The organism is Actinomyces sp. oral taxon 849 str. F0330, from assembly GCF_000239715.1.
Lineage (GTDB): Bacteria > Actinomycetota > Actinomycetes > Actinomycetales > Actinomycetaceae > Actinomyces > Actinomyces johnsonii.
On record NZ_JH470349.1, the window covers coordinates 388495 to 407674 of the forward strand.

Annotated in this window: 15 protein-coding genes; 10 read left to right on the forward strand and 5 right to left on the reverse strand. The window is 66.5% G+C overall.

From position 1 onward, the window contains the following. The first annotated feature begins 190 nt into the window (after positions 1-190). Positions 191-1225: a hypothetical protein gene (locus HMPREF0975_RS03635; RefSeq protein WP_232212449.1), complete on the forward strand. Its 1035-nt coding sequence runs from the start codon at positions 191-193 to the stop codon at positions 1223-1225. 40 nt (positions 1226-1265) lie between these two features. On the opposite strand, the gene HMPREF0975_RS03640 is transcribed toward HMPREF0975_RS03635, so the two are convergent. From HMPREF0975_RS03640 to HMPREF0975_RS03650, 3 genes are read right to left on the reverse strand one after another with little or no spacing between them, the layout of a single operon-like run. Then, the gene (locus HMPREF0975_RS03640) at positions 1266-2039 is read right to left on the reverse strand and encodes an ABC transporter permease (RefSeq protein WP_009232782.1); all 774 of its coding nucleotides are present in this window, start codon (positions 2037-2039) and stop codon (positions 1266-1268) included. Beyond that, positions 2039-2848, reverse strand: coding sequence for an ABC transporter ATP-binding protein (locus tag HMPREF0975_RS03645; RefSeq protein WP_009232783.1), 810 nt, complete (start codon positions 2846-2848; stop codon positions 2039-2041). The genes HMPREF0975_RS03640 and HMPREF0975_RS03645 overlap by 1 nt, the downstream gene beginning before the upstream one ends. After that, positions 2845-3453, reverse strand: a complete 609-nt coding sequence (locus HMPREF0975_RS03650) for a TetR family transcriptional regulator (protein WP_232212451.1) — start codon at positions 3451-3453, stop codon at positions 2845-2847. The genes HMPREF0975_RS03645 and HMPREF0975_RS03650 overlap by 4 nt, the downstream gene beginning before the upstream one ends. A 185-nt stretch (positions 3454-3638) precedes the next feature. Here HMPREF0975_RS03650 and nrdF point away from each other — a divergent pair, with 185 nt between their 5' ends. From nrdF to HMPREF0975_RS03670, 4 genes are all read left to right on the forward strand, one after another. Further along, positions 3639-4613 (forward strand): class 1b ribonucleoside-diphosphate reductase subunit beta, encoded by a 975-nt coding sequence (gene nrdF, locus HMPREF0975_RS03655; RefSeq protein WP_009232785.1) that lies wholly within the window; start codon positions 3639-3641, stop codon positions 4611-4613. A 210-nt stretch (positions 4614-4823) separates the two neighbouring features. Continuing rightward, on the forward strand, positions 4824-5579 hold the full coding sequence (locus HMPREF0975_RS03660; RefSeq protein ID WP_009232786.1) for a hypothetical protein: 756 nt from the start codon (positions 4824-4826) through the stop codon (positions 5577-5579). 169 nt (positions 5580-5748) lie between these two features. Then, positions 5749-7200 (forward strand): LssY C-terminal domain-containing protein, encoded by a 1452-nt coding sequence (locus HMPREF0975_RS03665; protein WP_009232787.1) that lies wholly within the window; start codon positions 5749-5751, stop codon positions 7198-7200. Next, positions 7197-8045, forward strand: coding sequence for a hypothetical protein (locus HMPREF0975_RS03670; protein ID WP_009232788.1), 849 nt, complete (start codon positions 7197-7199; stop codon positions 8043-8045). Before HMPREF0975_RS03665 ends, HMPREF0975_RS03670 begins: the two co-directional genes overlap by 4 nt. 25 nt (positions 8046-8070) lie before the next feature. Here the strand turns inward: HMPREF0975_RS03670 and HMPREF0975_RS03675 are convergent, their stop codons facing one another. After that, positions 8071-9057 carry a LacI family DNA-binding transcriptional regulator gene (locus HMPREF0975_RS03675; RefSeq protein WP_009232789.1) on the reverse strand — a complete coding sequence of 329 codons (987 nt, stop codon included), beginning with the start codon at positions 9055-9057 and terminating at the stop codon, positions 8071-8073. A gap of 246 nt (positions 9058-9303) precedes the next feature. Here HMPREF0975_RS03675 and HMPREF0975_RS03680 point away from each other — a divergent pair, with 246 nt between their 5' ends. Both HMPREF0975_RS03680 and HMPREF0975_RS03685 read left to right on the forward strand, forming a co-directional pair. Then, on the forward strand, positions 9304-12471 hold the full coding sequence (locus HMPREF0975_RS03680) for a glycoside hydrolase family 2 TIM barrel-domain containing protein (protein ID WP_009232790.1): 3168 nt from the start codon (positions 9304-9306) through the stop codon (positions 12469-12471). Then, complete coding sequence (locus HMPREF0975_RS03685) at positions 12468-14018, forward strand: MFS transporter (RefSeq protein ID WP_009232791.1); 1551 nt, start codon at positions 12468-12470, stop codon at positions 14016-14018. Before HMPREF0975_RS03680 ends, HMPREF0975_RS03685 begins: the two co-directional genes overlap by 4 nt. 261 nt (positions 14019-14279) lie before the next feature. Here the strand turns inward: HMPREF0975_RS03685 and HMPREF0975_RS16045 are convergent, their stop codons facing one another. After that, a complete protein-coding gene (locus HMPREF0975_RS16045) occupies positions 14280-14423 on the reverse strand; it encodes a hypothetical protein (protein WP_198009137.1) in 144 nt (47 codons plus the stop codon). Positions 14424-14949: 526 nt separating this feature from the next. On the opposite strand from HMPREF0975_RS16045, the gene efeU reads away from it, so the two are divergent. The 3 genes from efeU to efeB are packed head-to-tail and all read left to right on the forward strand — an operon-like array spanning position 14950 to position 18797. Next, positions 14950-15879: an iron uptake transporter permease EfeU gene (gene efeU / locus HMPREF0975_RS03695; protein WP_009232793.1), complete on the forward strand. Its 930-nt coding sequence runs from the start codon at positions 14950-14952 to the stop codon at positions 15877-15879. Positions 15880-15928: 49 nt separating this feature from the next. Then, a complete protein-coding gene (gene efeO / locus HMPREF0975_RS03700) occupies positions 15929-17257 on the forward strand; it encodes an iron uptake system protein EfeO (protein ID WP_009232794.1) in 1329 nt (442 codons plus the stop codon). Positions 17258-17291: 34 nt separating this feature from the next. Continuing rightward, positions 17292-18797, forward strand: coding sequence for an iron uptake transporter deferrochelatase/peroxidase subunit (gene efeB / locus HMPREF0975_RS03705; RefSeq protein ID WP_009232795.1), 1506 nt, complete (start codon positions 17292-17294; stop codon positions 18795-18797). Positions 18798-19180 lie beyond the last annotated feature (383 nt).

Consider the following 19180-nt stretch of genomic DNA (forward strand, 5'->3'; position numbering starts at 1 on the left):
GTGTCCTTCTGACCGCTCTCGCCCTGGCTAGGTCCAGCTGAGTCAGTCGGCCTGGGAGTCGGGGCGCAGACTCCGGAGATGATGCGAACCGGTCCACTCTTTGCGGTACGCCCCACTGTGAAGCAGCTAGAAATATGGGGTGGATGCGCGCGTAGGGAAGGCCCGTCCGGATCCCGGAAGATGAAATATAGTGAACGCTGCAATCCTGGGGATTCTGTGGCTGTCATTGGTGATACTCATTGCCATTGATGCAAGTTTCTTTAATTGCCGTATTCTGGGTCCCGCGAGTCGGGTCGGTAGGCGGTTTTCGTCACTCCCTGTATTTGCTGCCATTATTGTGTACTGTTCGCTTCTTGAGTTCAACAGGAAACGAAGAGTGCGAAGATATCTTCGCCGCCTGAAAGGCGTTGACTCGGTTGAAGTGCATGCCAGGTTTTGCGGTGATGCCGGTATTCGCTGGACGATTCGCGTGGGACTGGAAAACGAACCGCCCGTCAATACCTTGATCGCCATAGTCGGCGATTCTTTCAATAAAGTCGAGGAGATCTCCGGGTCGTCCACGTCGGCCGTGGATATGGAGATCGCCTGGATGCGAGGATCCACCAGTGTCAGATGGAGCAGGAAGGTGGGCGATGCGACGGAGGCGGTCAAGGCGATTACCGGGCTATGTATCCCCGCGATTGAGAGCATCGAGGTTTCTTCGTATGGAACCTCGGTGCGGTATCGTGGAGCTGAAAGTTTTCCGGATAGCTGGATGGTTGCCCTCGGCTCCGATGTGTTATCGATCGATCTCCTGCCTTTCAAACAGTACGTGCGCGTCGGCGAAGTGAGTGTGACGGTTCGGTGCACTGGAGGCGCTGATCTCGGCTCTGTTCCGTTGAAGCAAGTATTTGAGGCGATTTCCCCGATTTACAGGAGTAGAGAGGGGGTGTCGATTAAACTGGATGAAATGGATTTCGTGTCTTGTCAGATCCAGCTGCGTGTGGCTGCCTTCGGGAGCTACGAAGACGGTCTCGACTCCGATGCCGCTGCGAAGGTGCTGGCTGTTGTCTTGGGGAATCGGGTCCTTCAGGGCGTTGAGCTCTCAACGGCCTGGGAGAGGGCCGGTTTGGATCACGTTCGCTTCGACATGAAGAATGGGAGCGTTGTCGGGCAGGGCTGGCCTCCAAAGAGGGGTGCAGCGATCCTCGCGGCGGCGCAGCAGGCTGCCTCCTCCTCGTCGTGAAGGCCGAAGATCGGCCTTCCGATGGGGCAATGTCCCGCGGTCAGTCGGCGCCCAGCTGCAGCCGATCCCAGGAGCGGTAGGTGATCCAGGCGCCGATCGCGGCGGTCATCACCGGAACCGCCAGCAACGGCGTGCCGACCTCCGCTCGGCGCGCGGCCCACACGATCGGGATGGACCACGGGATGCAGGAGCCGAGCCCGAAGCCGGCGGCCAGGTTGGTGATGACCAGGATCGCCAGCGTGAACCCGATCCCTGCCAGATAGCCGCGCCAGCGGGTCGCCGCCCACATGACCGGCAGGACACTCGCGCTGAGCAGGACGGCGATGAGCGCCAGCACCGCGAAGCAGCCGGCCGCCCCTGCCGGCCCCAGGCCGAGCATCAGCCCCGCCGTCGTCAGCATGGCCGCCTCGCCGACTCCCAGCAGTGCCGCCCAGCTCAGGGTCGCCACCATCTTCGCCGCGGCAATGCTGCGCAAAGTCGGTGGAATGGCGAACAGCCCCACCATGGTGCCGTCGGTGAACTCCCGGCCGACGCTCCACGACATCACCACGCCCACCGCCAGGAGCGTCGTTGCGCTCACGCTCGTGGCGCCCAGGGCGGTATAGCCGTCCCAGCCGGGTGAGGTCACCATGGATGCCGCCTTTCTCCCCAGATCGGTATCGCCGGCGTGCATCGCGGCGGCGTACCCACCGGCGGTAGCGACCGTGACGAGGACCAGGCCGGCGAGCGTCGCCACGCGCGTCACCATCGCCCGGGCCAGCTTGCGAGCCTCAAGACCGAGAACAACCGGGAAAGCTCCACGTTCGGCGATCATCATGACTCCTTTCGCTCGTCCTGTAGCCGCCTCGCTCGGGAGGACCCACCGGAGCTGGGGCCCAGGGCCGCCTGGTCTGCTGCCAGGACGGCGTCGAAGAAGACGCGCTCGAGGTCTGCGCCTCCGGGGCGGCCGGGTTCTTCGGGTGCGATCGTGTCGATGATCCGCCCCCGGTGCAGGACGTTGACACGGTCGGCGATGCGCGTGAGCTCATCGAAGTGGTGCCCGGTCACCAGCACCGCGCCGCCGCGCCTGGTCACCTCCCGCAGAAGATCCCTGAATCCGACGACGGCCAGCGGATCGAGCCCATTGGTCGGCTCGTCGAGGACGACGACGTCCGGCTCATGTGCCAGGGCTCCGACCAACCCCACCTTCTGACGCGTGCCCAGCGACAGGCGGCGCACAGGCGTATCGAGCCATCCGGTCAGCGCCAGCATCTCACTCATCCGCTCCGCCGCCCCCTCGGCTCGCTCGGGATCGGCCCCGTGCAGGCGGGCGGTCGCCCCGATGTTCTGCCGGGCCGTGAGCTCTGGGTAGGACGACGACGCCTCCACCAAATGGCCCACCCGCCGCCACACGTCCCTGGGGCAGGAGGCGATATCGCGGCCGCACAGGAGGACCCTGCCGGCGTGGGGGTGGAGCATGCCCAGAATGACGCGCAGCGCTGTGGACTTCCCGGCGCCGTTGAGGCCCACGACGGCGCGGCACTCGCCTTGCGCGACGGACATGGAGAGTTCTCGCAGAACAGGCTCTCCCCGCAGGCTGACGCTGACGCGATCAACCTCCAGGGCTGACGCCGCACCCTTCACGGTTCCTCCAGCAGGCTAAGAAGACCCCGGCTGAGCGTGGTCGCGGCGCCAACGACTGCCTCGGTGCGGGATGCGGTACCGATCTCGGTCACCTCATCGGAAACGGTGGTCTCCTCCGCCCAGGTGAGCAGGAGGCTGCTCGCCGCACCCATGACGGCCCCGGCCGCGGCCCGCGCCGCCGCATCGTCGACGCCCGGAACGACGAGCGCCGCGGCGATGGCGCGCTCGGTCTCCTGACCCGCGGTTCGCACGGCGGCTGCCAGCGACGGGGTGAGGGCCGCCAGTCGAACGCGTTCGTAGAACTCCCGGGAGGACATCTCCTCGCGCGCCGACTCCTCACTTATGGCAGCAACGAGGCCTCGCACCGCCCGGGTCAGCGGACGCCATTGCCGCGGCTGGGCGCGCACGGCCGCGGCAATGAGCGGATCGAACAGGTCGTTCACCACCACGGCCTCCTTGGTGGGGAAGTGGCGGAAGAAGGTCATGTGGGAGACCCCGGCGGCCTTGGCGATTGCGGTGACCGGGACGGCGTCGAACCCCTGATCGGCGAACATCCTCAGTGCGGTCCGCCGGAGCAGGTCGGTCGTCGAAGCGCGTGGACTCATGACCAAGATGTTAGTCACTAACGAAATGTTAGTCAATAACGTCTTGTTGGCGGCGCCCGTGTCCGGGCATCCCCAGTGCCGGGAGGGCGGCAGGTACCACAGTCGCGACCCGGTCGGGCATCACAGCCGGTCGGCACCGTCGTCGGTAGCATGAGGCCAGCTCACCCAAACCCCGGGAGGAACCGATGCACGAGCCCATCAAGCTGGTCGACCGCGTCCAGGCCATCAACTGGAACCGCCTGGCCGACGACAAGGACCTCGAGGTCTGGGACCGCCTGACCGGCAACTTCTGGCTGCCCGAGAAGGTGCCGCTGTCCAATGACGTGCAGTCGTGGGCCACCCTCAATGAAGCCGAGAAGAACATGACCACCCGGGTCTTCACCGGCCTGACCCTCCTGGACACCATCCAGGGCACGGTCGGCGCGGTCTCCCTCATCCCCGACGCCCGCACCCCCCACGAGGAGGCGGTGCTGACCAACATCGCCTTCATGGAGTCGGTCCACGCCCGCTCCTACTCCTCGATCTTCTCCACCCTCATCTCGACGGCGGAGATCGACGAGGCCTTCCGCTGGAGCGAGGAGAACGAGAACCTCCAGCGCAAGGCCCGCATCATCCTGGACTACTACCGTGGCGACGACCCCGAGAAGCGCAAGGTCGCCTCCACCATGCTGGAGTCCTTCCTCTTCTACTCCGGCTTCTACGCCCCCATGTACTGGTCCAGCCACGCCAAGCTGACCAACACCGCCGACCTCATCCGCCTCATCATCCGCGACGAGGCCGTCCACGGCTACTACATCGGCTACAAGTACCAGCTCGCCGTGCGCGAGTCCTCGCCCGAGCGCCAGACCGAGCTCAAGGAATACACCTTCGACCTCCTCATGGAGCTCTACGACAACGAGGAGCAGTACACCGAGGACCTCTACGACGAGCTCGGTCTGACCGAGGACGTCAAGAAGTTCCTGCGCTACAACGCCAACAAGGCCCTCATGAACCTGGGGTACGAGGCGCTCTTCCCGGCCGACGCCGTCGACGTCAACCCGGCGATCCTCGCCTCCCTGTCCCCCAATGCCGACGAGAACCACGACTTCTTCTCCGGTTCGGGCTCCTCCTACGTCATGGGTACGGCTGAGGCCACCCAGGATGAGGACTGGGACTTCTGACGGCGCCCCGGCGCATGCGGTAAGGAACTTCCCCGGAGACCTCCAGGACGCCCCCGATTCGTAGCGGACTGCCCGGTAAGCACCGGGACGACGGGTGTGCGCCGCAACCGGGGGAGGTGGGGAGGACTTCCCCAGGTGCGCTCCCCATGGTGGAGAATCCGTGGGCACCGCATAATTTCGGTGTTCGCAGCGCACCAGAAAGGAACTCCCATGCGCTCCACCGTCAAGGTCCTCTCCGTCGCCGCCGCCCTTGCCATGGCTGTTGGACTGTCCGCCTGCGAGGAGCAGGAAGGCCCCCAAACCCCGACCGACGGGGCTACCGCAAGCGCCTCCGCTGATGAAGACGCGGGCTCCTCGTCGGACCCGACTGCGTCCGAGGACGAGAAGGACTCCAAGAAGGACGAGAAGGATGAGAAGGGCAAGAAGGATGAGAAGGACAAGAAGAAGGACTCCAAGGGTGGTGAGACCACCAAGTCCGGCTCCAAGATCCAGGACATCAACACAGTGACCTTCAGAGACGATGAGATCGGTCTCACGCAGACCTGCGACAAGGTGGTCGAGGACTACGCCGCACCGAAGTACAAGCAGGGCAAGAGCGATGAAACCGTCTACCTCCTCCACTGCACGCTTGACTTTGATGGAGATGTCGGCTATAGCTCTGGCGTCGCACACACTACGTCGCTGCAGGACAAGAAGGACTCCTCCCTCAAGGCGGACGAGTACGGATCGCTGCTGGCCAACGACCTGAAGGCCGACGGCCTTGAGACCTTCGACATCGCCGAGGACTCCGGGGTCCCGAGCGTCGAGGGCTGGTTCGCCTTCGTCTCGCTGGGCAAGTCGACCACGCTGAAACCGTTCTCCGATGGCTCCACCAACATCGTCTACGACCGTGGAGAGGGTGAGAACACGCGGACGGGCAAGCACTACGGGCCCTACTCCGACACCCAGGAACTGGTCCTCAAGTAAAACCGATTCCGCTCCCCTCCTCGGCGATGCCATGTTCTCGGGTGACGCCGTCCATCCCCCGCCGCGCCTCACGATCCCACCGGCTCGTGAGGCGCGGTGCTGTGCGAGGCCGCGGTCCGCGACGGCGCGGCCGGCATCCGGCATTCGCCCCTTTCGGTAGCGTGACGCCATGACGACACCCGAGGCGACTCGCCCCCGCCCGACGACGCCGCCCGTCTACCGGGCCGGCCCGTCCAAGATGTCGGAGGTCGATGCACGCTCCTGGAGCATCGACGACGTCCTCGATTCCGTCTTCTTCGCCATCGCCGCCGTCGCCACGCTGTGGCTGGCCTGGCTTCTCATCGGTTCGGGCTGGCACCTCGAACCTGCGCTCGTGGTTAACTCCCTACTGTTCTGGGCGGTGCTGGCCTACCTCGCCCTGCCGCGCCTCCACCAGGTCCTCACCTGGCTCTACGTTCCCGACTACTTCATCGGCCGTACCCGCACCCCCGACGGGCTCCTGGGCGACCCCGTCAACCTCGCCGTCAAGGGCGACGAGGAAGATATCCATGAGGCGATGACGGCCGCCGGCTGGGTGCGCGCCGACCCCATCACCCTGCGCTCCTCGTGGCGCATCGTCATCTCCTCACTGCTGCGGCGCTCCTACCCGGCCGCCCCCGTCTCCAACCTCCTGTTGTTCGGACGCAAGCAGAGCTTCGCCTACCAGAAGGAGGTCGAGGGCAACCCCGCCCAACGCCACCACATCCGCTTCTGGTACTGCCCGCCCGGTTGGGTCCTGCCCGGAGGGGGCCGTGTGGACTGGCTGGCCGCCGCCACCTACGACCGTGCCGTCGGTCTGAGCGCCCTCACCCTCCAGGTCACCCACAAGATCGACGCGGACATCGACATCGAGCGCGACTATGTCGTCGACGACGTCCGCTGGGCCAATGAGGCCGCCGAACTCGAGATCTGGCCGGACTTCTTCACCTCCTACCATGACAAGAACGGGGGAGGCGACCGGGTGGTCACCGACGGCGCTCTCCACGTCCTCGACCTCAACGAGGTGGTGCCCGGGTCCGACTCCGGGCTCTCCCTGCGCCTGGCCCACCTCGCCGATCTCGAGGCCCGGCGGCGGCGCCCCAGCCAGCTCATCATCGCCCTGGTCCTCATCGGGATCATGATCGTCGTCGAGCTCATGCGTGTCACTCGCATCGACGTCACTGACCTTCTGGACGCCACTCCGATCTCCGGCATGAACCAAGGGATGATCGCCGCGGTCATCGCCGTCATCGCCACGGTGTCGGCCGTCCTCACGCTGACCACCGCTGCCCTGGGCGCAGCGGCCTGGCACGGGCATCCGCGCGGCCGTATCGCCCTCATGGCCACCCTCGTCCTGAGCATCCTCACCGACATGGTGCAGGTCTCCAGTCTCGGGGTCCGACAGGCGACCTTCGGCCTGGTCATCACCAGCGCGCTCCAGGTTCTGGCCCTGCTGGCCCTCTCGGCCCGGCAGGTCCACGAGTGGGAGCACGCCCGCAAGGAGGAGCGTCGCGCAGTTCGGGCCGCGGCGCGAACCGGCGGGCGAATCGGTGCGCAGAGCGACACGCGGCCCGACTCTCCCGCCGATAGGGTGGATTCATGAGCGAGTACCTGGCAGGACCGCAGGACGGCAGCGCCGACGGCGGAGGTCCGGCGGGCCGGGCCGGCGGGCGCGTCAGCCACGTCGATGCCTCCCGGCCCGTCGATGGCGAGCGCGAGCACGTGCGCTTCGGCATCCCCTTCAACGGCGTCGTCCCCATCTGGCACGACGACGCCACCATCACCTGGCACCGGCCCGCCGACGGCACCGACCTGTCCAGCGTCCTGGGCATGGGCCTGGTGGAGTCCGAGCCCGGCCCCGCCCAGGCCCCCGCCGGCTGGCAGGAGCAGGTGGAGACCGGCACTCTGACCGACTCAGGCCGGCTCCTGCTGCTCAGGGCCGCGACGCCGTCGGGCCGCCGCGCCATCAACGACCCCGGCGACGGCGCCCCGATCCCCCTCCAGGAGCCGCTGAGCTACGAGCAGGCCATGGAGGGGATCTTCGACGTCGTCAGCTTCGGCATCCACATCGGCCGCATCATGCTGCGCGCCGCCCGCGACGGCGGGATCATCCTGTTCACTCTGCGGGCGCCGCGCGACCCCGAGCCGCACCACATCCTGTCCGTGCCCGCGCAGGTAGACGACCGCGGCGTCATGAGCTTCCACCTGGGCACTCTTCAGGAGATGGAGGGCGGCGCCTGGGATGCCGCCACCCACCAGGACGGCATGGCCCTGCTCGACCTCACCGTCCCCTACGCCGACCTTGTGGCCGAGGCCGGTCCCGACGGCGAGGAGGGGCTCGACGCCGACAGTGTCCTGGAAATGGCCCAGCCTGTCATCCAGTGCATTCTCAAGCCCGGATTCCCCTTCGCCCTGGGCGCCTCCATGCTCCTGCCCCAGGAGGACTGAGCCGGGCCGACGCCGTACTGCGCACTCAGGGCGCCGGCGGGGCGGTTGAGCCGCGTACGATGAGCTCGGTGGGGATGATGATGCTGCGGCTGCGGTCCAGTTCCCCGGAGGCCGCCTGCTCCAATACGAGCCCCACCATCTCTCGGCCGTGCCGCTTGAAATCCTGGCGCACCGTGGTCAGCGGCGGGAAGCTGTACTCGCCCACGGCCAGGCCGTCGAAGCCGACGACCGAGACGTCCTGCGGCACGCGCCTGCCCTGCTCGTGCATGGCCCGGATGAGGCCCAGGGCCAGCTCGTCGTTGGCGCAGAAGACGGCCGTGGCCTCCGGGTCGGCCGACAGGCGCAGACCGGCCTCATAACCCGCTGCGGCCTCCCAGTCGCCGGGTACCGGCTCGGGAACCTCCCGCCCCGCCTCCTGTAGGCAGCGGGTCCAGGTGGCTCTGCGGATGAGGCTGGACTGGGAGTCCTCGGGTCCGCACACGTGGTGGACCGTGCGGTGCCCCAGCCCCAGAAGGTGCCCGACGGCGTCGCGCACCCCGCCGACCTGGTCGGCGCTGGCCGAGGGGTAGTAGTCCACGAGCGTGGAGTCCGAGACCGCCACCGGCATCGAGGGCGGCAGTACCAGCTGCTCGCGCCCGGCCCGCCCGGCCTGCACGACGACAAGCCCATCGATGGCCTGGTGGGAGAGCCGGTAGACGGCCTCGCGCAGGTCGTCGGAGGCGGGGTGCTCCACCTGGACGAGGTTGACGGCGTAGTCGACGGCGGTGGCGGCCTCTAGCACTCCCGCGGTGGTCAGGGCCTCACCGGTGCGTTGGATCTGCTGGGTCAGCACCCCGATCGTCTTGAAGGAGCCGCGGCGCAGGGCCTGGGCTGCGCGGTTGGGGGAGTAGCCCAGTTGGTTCATCGCGCGCAGGACTCGCTCGCGGGTATCGGGCCGGACGTGCTCCGAGCCCGCTGCCACGCGCGAGACCGTCTGGGCTGAGACGCCGGCCAAGCGAGCCACATCGCTCATTGACGGCGCTCCTTCCGCGCCCCGGCGCTGCCCTGGCATGAGGTTAGCAGGGGCGGCAGGAGTACCCGCATCCTGACGATATGGTGACGTTACCATAATGTTTCTCCTCAGTGTTTGGTGGAGTCCAGATTGGGTCGATAGATCTGCCTCACTAGAGCGGGGCTCGTCTACTATGTTAACGTCAACATAAAGACGTTGCACTGCTGCGCGTCCCCCGTTCCCGTCCACACCTGAGGGAGCCGAACAATGATCGTTCCTAGATACTTCGAGGACCTCGGTGTCCTCCACGAGCACACGCTTCCGCCGCGCGCCTACTACGTGCCCGCATCCCGTCCTATCGCCACCAGCCCCTGGAGGCGGGAGGACTCCGACCGCTTCCATCTGCTCAGTGGCGAGTGGGCCTTCCGCTACCTGCCCAGCATCCACGAGCTGACCGAGGCCTTCTGGGAGCAGGAAGCCCCCGAGAGCGCCGGCGACGACCAAGACCCCGATTCCGCCCGCGTCCCGGAGGGCTTCACCCGGATCCAGGTGCCTAGCACCTGGCAGCACCTGGGTTACGACCACCATCAGTACACCAACGTGCGCTACCCCATCCCCTTCGATCCGCCCCACGTCCCCCAGGACAACCCCTGCGGCGCCTACATCCGCGACTTCGAGTACACCCCGGACGCCGCCGCCCCCAGCACCTACCTGACCTTCGAGGGTGTGGACTCCTGCTTCTACGTGTGGCTCAACGGCACCTATGTCGGCTACAGCCAGGTCTCCCACGCCTCCGCCGAGTTCGACGTCACCGAGCTCGTCCGCCCCGGTGCCAACCGCCTGGCGGTCTTGGTCCTCAAGTGGTGCGACGGCACCTACCTGGAGGACCAGGACAAGTTCCGCACCAGCGGCATCTTCCGCGACGTCTACCTCCTGAGCCGCCCCGCCGCCGTCCTGTTCGATTACGCCACCACCACCTCGCTCGGTCCGGTGGTCGGCACCGGCTTCGACGCCGGTCCGGGCACCGCCCTGGTCAAGATCCAGGGCGCCTACCGGGGCGGGGCCGTACCCACCTGCGTCGAGCTCGTGGACCACGGCGGCACGGTCGTGGCTGCCGGCGACCTGGAACCCTTCGCCGGCGACGACGGCTACACCCACCGGGTCCGCCTGACCCTTGACGCCCCCTACCTGTGGAGCGCCGAGAACCCCTACCTCTACACCCTGGTCATCACCACCCCCGACGAGGTCATCACCGACCGGGTCGGCATCCGCGAGATCGAGACGAGTGACGCCGTCGTCCGCCTCAACGGCCGGCCCATCACCCTGCGGGGCGTCAACCGGCACGACTCCGACCCGACCACCGGGCCCGTCGTCGACCTGGAGCACATGCAGTGGGACCTGCGCCTGATGAAGGAGCACAACATCAACGCGGTGCGCAGCTCCCACTACCCCAACGACCCGCGCTTCTACCAGCTGTGCGACGAGCACGGCTTCTACGTCATGTCCGAGGCCGACAACGAGAGCCACGGTACCCAGAGCCGCTTCCTGGCCGACCCCTCCTGGGACAACCAGGTCGAGCACTGGAACGAGCCCATCGCCGACAACCCCGAGTGGACCGAGGCCACCGTCGACCGCATGAAACTGTGCGTCCACCGCGAGAAGAACCGCCCCAGCGTCATCTCCTGGTCCGCAGGAAACGAGTGCTCCTACGGCTGCACCCTCGAAGCGGCCCTCATGTGGGCCAAGGACTTCGACCCCACGCGGCTGACCCACTACGAGAGCTCCTACTACCGCGACTCCAAGCGCCGCTACGACTACTCCTGCATCGACCTGTACAGCCGCATGTACCCGGCCATCGAGGAGATCCGCCACTACCTGGACTCCGACCCGGACAAGCCCTTCATCCTCGTGGAGTACTGCCACGCCATGGGCAACGGGCCCGGCGACCTCGAGGACTACTGGGAGATCATCCGGGCAGACGAGCGCATGTGCGGCGGCTTCGTGTGGGAATGGTGCGACCATGCGGTGACCGCCGGAACCAGTGACGACGGCCGGCCGATCCACCTCTACGGCGGCGACCACGACGAGGCCGTCCACGACGGCAACTTCTGCGTCGACGGCCTCGTCTCGCCCGACCGCGTCCCCCACCCCGGCCTGGCCGAGCTCAAGAACGTCCAGCGCCCCGCCCGCGTCCTCGAGTACGACCAGGACGAGGGCCTGCTGACTATCCACAACGACCTCGACCACACCGACCTGTCCCAGTACCTGCGCATCTCCTACGAGGTGCGGTGCGACGGCGTCGTCGTGGACCGCCAGGACCTCGACCTTCTCGAGCCCGTCCCGCCGCACACGAGCGTCATGCTGCGCTGCGAACCGAGCGTTCCGCCCACCGGACGCTGCCACCTGCTGGTCACCTACCGGCTCGCCCGCCCCGACTCGCTGCTGGCAGCCGGGCACATCCTGGGCTTTGACGAGATCCCGCTGCGCAACGCCGACAGGCGCCACCGGTGGGTCGCGGCGCTCGCCGGCCGCCCCATCGGGGAGACCCGCCTGCCGGTCAAGCGCGAGGGCACCCGGGTCGAGGTCGAGGCCGCGGGCCTGCGCTGCGCCATCGACACGCGCACCGGCCTGCCCGTGTCCCTGGCCGCGGAGGGCCGCGAGCTCCTAGACCGCCCGGTCGAGCTCAACATCTGGCGGGCGCCCACCGACAACGACCGCCACGTGCGCCTGGAATGGGAGCGTGCCCACTACCACCAGGCCGCGGCCCGCGCCTACGGTGTCGACGTCGACGAGGAGCCCGGTCGCGTCACCATCAGCGCCGACGTCGGCCTCGTGGCGCCCTCGGTCCAGCCCGCCCTGCGCGGACGACTCATCTGGACCCTCACCGACGACGGCGTCCTGAGCCTGAGCCTGCGACTGCGCCGGACGCTGGGCTTCCCCAGCCTGCCGCGCCTGGGACTGCGCCTCTTCCTGCCCGAGGTCATGAACCAGGTCGACTACTACGGCCTGGGCCCGCAGGAGAGTTACATCGACAAGCATCGCGCCAGCCACCACGGGGCCTTCAGTGCCGACGTCGTCGATCTCCACGAGGACTACATCCGGCCCCAGGAGAACGGCAGCCACGCCGACTGCAACAAGGTGATCGTCTCCGGGGACGGCCTGAGCCTGGCCGTCGTCGGGCCGACTCCCTTCTCCTTCAACGCCTCCCGCTACACGCAGGAGGAGCTGGCCGCGCGGCGCCGCAACACCGATCTGACGCCGTCGGGCAGCACGGTCCTGTGCTTGGACGCTGCGATGGCCGGCATCGGATCCAACAGCTGCGGGCCCGCCCTGCGGCCCCGCTACCAGGTCGACGGCCAGGAGCTGGGGATGGAGCTCCATCTCCTGCTCAACACCCTTACCCACACCAATACTCACAATGAGGTGAAACCATGAGCAGCGAGTCTGCCGGTAAGAAGGCCGGCGCCCCCACCGCAGGAATCGGGCTCGAAGCGGCCAGCGAGAGAAAGTACCTGAAGTGGTACAACAAGGTGGGCTACGGCTCGGGCGACGTGGCCGGCAACGTCGTCTATGTGCTCTTGTCCGCCTTCGTCATGATCTACCTGACGGACAGCGCCGGGCTCAACGCGGGCGTCGTCGGCACGCTCATGATGTTCTCCCGACTCTTCGACGGCTTCTCCGACATCATCTTCGGGGCGCTGCTGGACCGCACCAACACGCGGATGGGTAAGGCCCGCCCGTGGATGCTGTGGGGGTTCGTGGGCTGTGCCGCCATGCTCATCGCGATCTTCGCGATCCCCACGAGCCTGGGGGATACCGCCAAGTACGCCTGGTTCTTCATCGCCTACACGCTGCTCAATGCCGTCTTCTTCACGGCCAATAACATCGCCTACTCCTCGTTGACCGCGCTCATCACCCGCAATGGCTCCGAGCGCGTGCAGATGGGCTCCATCCGCTTCATGTTCGCCTTCGGGACGAACCTGCTCATCCAGAGCGCCACCGTGGGCGGTGTGGCCCTGTTCGGCGGCGGCGCCGTCGGCTGGCGGACGATGGCGATCATCTACGCGCTACTCGGCCTGGCGGTCAACACGCTCTCAGTGCTCTCGGTCAAGGAGCTGCCGCCCGAGGAGCTCGAGGGTGAGGAGGAGCCCCAGGAGGACAAGCTCTCGGTGGCGGAGTCGGCCAAGATGCTGGTGTCCAACAAGTACTACCTCATCATCCTTATCGTCTTCCTGCTCACCCAGATCTTCACGGCCATGCTCAACATGGGCATCTACTTCATGAAGTACGTCCTGGGGGACGAGGACCTGCTGAAGACTTTCTCCTGGGCCATCAACATCCCGCTCATGATCGGGCTCCTCATTACGCCGCTGGTGGTGCGCCGCTTCGGGGGCATGTACCGGATCAACGTCGTCGGCTATATCATCGCGACCCTTGGGCGGCTCGGGGTGCTCGTGGCCGCTTACATGAACAGCCTCCCGCTCATGCTGATCCTCTCCGGAATCGCGGCCCTGGGCATGAGCTCGCTGCAGGGCACGCTCAACGCCCTCATCGCCGAGGCCTCGGAGCACACCTGGCTGCGCACCGGTAAGCGCATTGACGGGCTCATGTTCTCCTGCACGTCGCTCGGCGTGAAGGTGGGCGGCGGCCTCGGCACGGCTCTCTCCGGCTGGCTGTTGGCCGCCTCCGGGTACGACGGGGACCTCAAGGTCCAGCCGGAGTCCGCCATCCAGATGATCTACATCATGTACGTGTGGTTGCCGCTCGTGGCTAACGCGCTCATCCTCTTCCTGCTCACGCGGCTCGACGTCGAGAAGGTCAACACCCGACTCAAGGAGGAGGCTGACGCGCGGGCTGAGATGGAGGCCGGCGGGGAAGCCGGGGGCGCCGTCGCCAGTGAGGGCGGCGTTGATGACCTCGACACCGTCGAGAGCCTGGGTACCGCGGCCGGCATCGAGGAGGACGACGGCTCGGTGAGCTGAGGCTGTGCGAGCCGCTTGACTCAAGGGTGGGGGCGAGACGGGGGGCGAAGCGGACGGTGACGCCATTGCCCTCATCCGTGTTCCGGGGGCGGTGTGCAGGCTGGTTCCACCTGCCTGCACACCGCCCTTTCCCGACGGCGTCAAGCAGGACGTTGGCGTCGATGATCACCGGGTGCCTTCGGCATTGGATTGATCGAGTAGTTCAAGAGTACTGGCGATATCGGTGACATCGATTTTCAGTCCGACGTCGGCCGTCCGCTGCTAGAAGTGCGCGGGTGTCTTCTTCTGGGCCAATCCCGCGCGTGCGAGCTCGTTGACGGCCTCACCCAGGCCAATGTGGTGCTTGCGGCGCAGGTGCTTTGCCGCAGCCGCGACCTCAGGGTCGAGACGCATCGTTGTCCTCATGGCGTCATTGTTGCACCGTAGGTTTAGCCGATATGCGTCACTGATGCGCTTCGGGCGCAGGGGGATATCTTCTGCTGGTGCGGCCACCCGCTGTCTTTCGTCGTCGAGGATGTGCTTCCTGCTTGAGGACGTACTTTCCGTTCGGGAACTGCGTTTTCTCGCAGAATACTGGGATCTGCCCGTAGTCGTTTGCGGGAAATCGCAGTCCTGGCGGCAAAAGTACGTTCTCGATCGGTATCGAATGCGGGTGGTTGTGTGTGAGGGCAAGTGTGCAGGTCGGGTGATTGAAGTCTGTGGCGCTGTGAGTGCGAGTTCGGCCGCGAAGGTGCGGTGCCGGACGGTCGCCGGCTCCCGGCTGGGTGAACGTGCAGGTCAGCCCATAGGTAATGCTGACCGTCACGATCGGCAAAACCTGGGTGCGCCCGATACGGATGCGACAAACGTGAGGTCTTGGTGATCAGATCACCATAGGCTAGCCTTGCCTTGCTTATTGCGATCCGAGACGAATTCATGACATGGAGGCTGAGTGTTTCTCGCCAACCTGCTGATCGCCCTACGGGAGGGTTTAGAGGCGGCTCTTGTCGTCAGCATCATCGTTGCCTACCTGGTCAAGGCCGACCGCCGTGACGCTCTGCCCAAGCTGTGGATTGGCGTCGGACTGGCCGCCCTCCTACCTCTGGCCACCGGAGCCATCCTGACCTGGGGGCCCAAGACCCTCACCTTCCAGGCCCAGGAGATTCTCGGCGGCACCCTGTCCTTCGTTGCTGTCGGCCTGGTGACCTGGATGATCTTCTGGATGGGCAAGAACGCCCGTGAGCTCAAGGGTGACCTGGAGGGATCACTGTCCAGGACCCTCGCCGAGGGCGGCTCCGGCTGGGGTGTTGTCTGGATCGCCGTCGTCGCCGTCGGGCGCGAGGGCGTCGAGACGGCCCTGTTCATCTGGGCCACCGTGCGCTCCAGCATCGAAAGCTCCACCATGCAGACGACGGCGGGCGTCGTCACCGGCCTCGCCCTGGCCATCGTGCTGGGTGTCCTCATCTACCAGGGCGCGGTGCGCATCAATTTCCGCATCTTTTTCGCTGCCACCGGGTACTTCCTCGTCGTCGTCGCCGCCGGCATCGTCGCCTATGGCGTCGGCGATCTCCAGGAGGCCAGTGTCCTTCCCGGCATCATGAGCCACGCCTGGGATCTGTCCGCCCACCTGCCGGGCAGCACCTCGCCCCTCTACTGGCTCTATGTGCTGCTCCAGGCCATGTTCCAACTCAACCTCCAGCCCACCGTGCTGCAGGTAGTGGGCTGGTGCCTCTACATCATGCCGGTCCTGGTACTGCTCACCCTTCAGATCCGGGGACCGCGGCCCTCGCCGAGCCAGGAAATCGCCGCTGACGAGACCCATGAGAGCACCGATGACGTCAGCGACGCCACGTCCGACGTCGATACGAGCAAGGTCTCCTGACCGTCATAAGACCCTCATCCACCACCGCCTCCTCACAAAGGAAAGACAGATGCCGATCATCAAGCGACGCAAAGTGCTCACCCTGCTCCCTCTGACCGCCATGGGCCTGGGCCTGGCCGCCTGCGCCGACAACCCCAAGAACGCCAAGGGCGGTGCCTCGGGATCTGGCAACGCCCAGGAGATCACGGTGACCCTCACCGATGATTCCTGCCAGTTGTCCTCCACCTCCTTCCCCTCGGGCGTCGTCACCTTCACCATCACCAACTCCGGCTCGGCGCCCAACGAGCTGGAGATCCTCACTGAGGACAAGCTCCAGATCATCTCCGAGCAGGAGAACATCGGCCCCGGCACCACCGCGAAGCTCACCACCTCCCTCAAGGAGGGCACTTACTACGCCGCCTGCAAGCCGAACATGGTCGGCGAGCTCAAGGGTGTCACCCAGCTGACGATCACCAAGGGCGCCGCCGTCGACGTCAGCGCCGACGAGGCCAAGGCGCGCGAGGCCGCCGTCACCAACTACACCGCCTACGTGCGCGACCAGACCGGCCAGCTCCTCACCGCCACCCAGAGCTTCGTCACCGCCTACACCTCCGGCGACACCGCCACCGCCCAGAGCCTCTACCCGCTGGCACGTCAGTACTACGAGCGCATCGAGCCCACCGCCGAGTCCTTCGGGATCAAGGAGGCCGGAGACCTTGACGCCTCCCTGGACACCCGCGTCCAGGACCTCGCCTCCGGCGCCGGTAAGGCTGTCACCGACAAGGAGGTCATCGATGGCTGGACCGGATGGCACCGCATCGAGGCCGACCTGTGGGTCCAGGACCCCGCCAGCCCCTTTAAGTTCACCGACGACGCAGCCCGCCAGAAGGTCGCCGACCAGCTCAACGCCGACACCAAGTCCCTCTACGACCTCGTCTACGGCAACATCAACGGCACCGGCGGCAAGAAGTTCGAGCTCGAGCTCGAGGACGTCGCCAACGGCGCCGCCACCCTCCTCGAAGAGGTCGCCACCACCAAGATCGTCGGTGAGGAGGAGACCTTCTCCCATACCGACCTCTACGACTTCCAGGCCAACGTCGAGGGCGCCAAGGTCGCCTACGGCAACGTCGAGGACCTCATGAAGAAGAAGGACTCCAAGCTCGCCGAGAAGATCACCACCCAGTTCAAGGCGGTCGAGGACCTCGTTGCTGCTCAGGCAAGCGGTCAGACGGCCGACGGCCAGAAGACCTACGTGGACTACTCCACCATCGCCTCGGTCCAGAAGGACGCCGGCGAGACCCCGGACAAGAACTCCTACACCGACGTGCAGCGCAAGTTTTCCGACGCCGTCAACGCCCTGAGCGAGTCCCTGTCACAGGTCGCCGGAACCATCCTCTGAGCGCCGTCGTCGTCACCCCCGGAAGGAGCAGACAGTGAATGGCAAGCCGGCTGACGAGTCGGATGAGACCCAGGTCGCGGCCGACGCGACCGGCCCGGAGGCATCACAGGCGTACGAGGAGTCGGGAGCCCCGACGTCGGAAAACCCGGGCGGTGGCTCGGAGGCATCCGGTGCTTCGGGAGATCCCGAGACCCCCGGCGCCCCTGAGAAGCTCGGAAAATCGGACGAATCCAACAAGCCCGACAAGCCCGGTGTCAAGGGCACGAGCCGCCGCGCCATGTTCACCGGTGCGGGCCTGGGGGCTGCGCTCGCGGGCCTGGCCGGTGTCGCTGGTGGGCGCGCCTGGGAGGCCTCCCGGCGACCCGAGGAGGCCATCCTCACGACCTACCCCTTCCGCGGTGACCACCAGGCGGGGATCACTACCCCCGCTCAGGACAACATGTTCACCGCGGCCTTCGACGTCTCCACCACCGACGTCGAGGAGCTCAAGACCCTCCTGGCCGACTGGGCCGTGGCCGCCGAGCAGATGACCGCCGGCGAGCTCATCGGCGGCCAGCCCCGTTCCAACAAGCAGCTGCCGCCCAAGGACACCGGTGAGGCCTGGGGCTACAAGCCCAACGGCCTGACCATCACCTTCGGTGTGGGCAAGGGCCTGTTCGTCGACGCCGAGGGCAACGACCGCTTCGGACTAGCCGCCAAGATGCCGGCCATCCTCAAGGAGGGCATGCCCTCCTTCTCCGGCGACCAGCTCCACGCCGCCCAGTCCGACGGCGACCTGCTCGTCCAGGCATGCTCCAACGACGCCCAGGTCTGCGTCCACGCGATCCGCAACCTCACCCGTATCGCCTTCGGGACCGCCACCCTGCGGTGGAGCCAGGTCGGCTACGGGCGGACGTCGTCGACCTCCGTGGACCAGGAGACCCCGCGCAACCTGTTCGGCTTCAAGGACGGCACCAACAATATCAAGGCCGAGGATCCCGCCGATCAGCTCAACGAGCACCTGTGGGTCCAGCCCGGTGACGATGCCGCGGCGTCCTGGATGACCGGCGGCACCTACTACGTGGCGCGGCGTATCCGCATGCTTGCCGAGGTATGGGATCGCCTGCGGCTCATCGAGCAGGAGCAGACCATGGGACGCGACAAGCGCTACGGGGCGCCGCTGAGCATCGCCAACCCCACGAAGTCCTCCGAGGAGTTCACGGCCGTGGACTACGCGGCCAAGGACGACAAGGGCGAGAGTCTTGTGCCGGCCGACGCGCATATCGCCGTCGTCTCACCAGAGCAGAACAAGGGGCGCCGGATGCTACGCCGCGGCTACAACTACACCGACGGCTCCGACTCCCTGGGGCTGCTGCAGACCGGGCTGTTTTTCATCGCCTTCGTGCGCGATCCGCGCACGAACTTCTACCCGATCCTGGACCGCATGACCAAGAGCGACGCCCTCCAGGAGTACCTCAAGCACGAGGCCTCGGCCCTGTTCGCGATCCCGCCGGGCATCAAGAAGGGCGACACCATGGTGGCCGCCTCGCTCTTCAGCTGAAGTTGAGGCGAGCGCGGTTCGGGCTGCTCCGCTGATGCGTTGGTGACTGCGGCTCGCATCGAGGACGTACTTTCCGTTGGGGAACTGCGTTTTCCCGCAGAATACTGGGATCTGCCCGTAGTCGTTTGCGGGAAATCGCAGTCCTGGCGGCAAAAGTACGTTCTTGATGGTTAAGCGGGTCGTGCAATGCGAACGGTGGGTGGGCATGATGGGCCCATGCGCGACCTGAATGACCTCACCCGTCCCACCGTCCCCTCCAGTGCCATCCAGGAGCGCATGGCCGCCGAGACCGAGGAGCGCCGCGGCGTCGTCGGCCCACCGACGGCCCTGCCCGACGACGCCGGCGCCCCCTCCGACCTGCGCGCCGCCCTGGGCGAGGCCGT